Annotated in this window: 1 protein-coding gene; it reads right to left on the bottom strand. The window is 46.4% G+C overall.

Going from position 1 to position 588, the window contains the following annotated elements; all coding sequences use genetic code 11:
• Nucleotides 1–588: hypothetical protein (locus tag ABTU92_RS29640; protein WP_408095123.1), on the bottom strand; the 588-nt coding region annotated here is incomplete at both ends.

Here is a 588-nt window from a genome sequence, read left to right as displayed (position 1 = left end):
TTGGTCTATCGTGAGCCTCGAAAACCACTGAGGCAAAGCGGCTTCAGATGACACCCCGGTAACTTTTATTACAATACAGTTTGTGATCTTCGTGTTCGTGCATGACTTTACGGGAAGGGATATCTCTCCAATGTATGAGTCCGAAATAGTGAGATTTAAAATCTGCCGTTCATCAAGGGGGAGATAAAGAATTTCTCCGTTCTGAAGATGGATTGCTTCAAAATCAAACGCAGCTTCGCTCTGTCGGAGCAAGGAAGAAATGAGGTCGCTTGTTAGGACGGTATTGCCCTTTGAGCAGGCCATTTTAGCAAGTTCTAACTTTGCTTTTTCCGATAAGGTGCTATCTGCCGCAAGAACTCTCTGTCCAAGATCGTCAAGTGGGTTCTTCCATTTAGCCGAAAGAACCTCCTCTTCGTCGGTGTCACTAAGATGTTTAATAGTTACGATATCTTTTGCCCTCAAGCCATCAAGAATGTAGATATCTACAAACTGTCGATCGTTCGATTCAGGTCCGACTCGTCCAAGACTCGGAAGGCGCTGGAGCATCACCGAAGCTTCTTCGACAGGGGCCGAGCCGGTTGCTGCTTC

This window comes from Rhodoplanes sp. SY1 (assembly GCF_046000175.1).
In the GTDB taxonomy this organism is placed as follows: domain Bacteria; phylum Pseudomonadota; class Alphaproteobacteria; order Rhizobiales; family Xanthobacteraceae; genus Rhodoplanes.
This window is presented reverse-complemented; position numbering and strand designations above follow the sequence as displayed.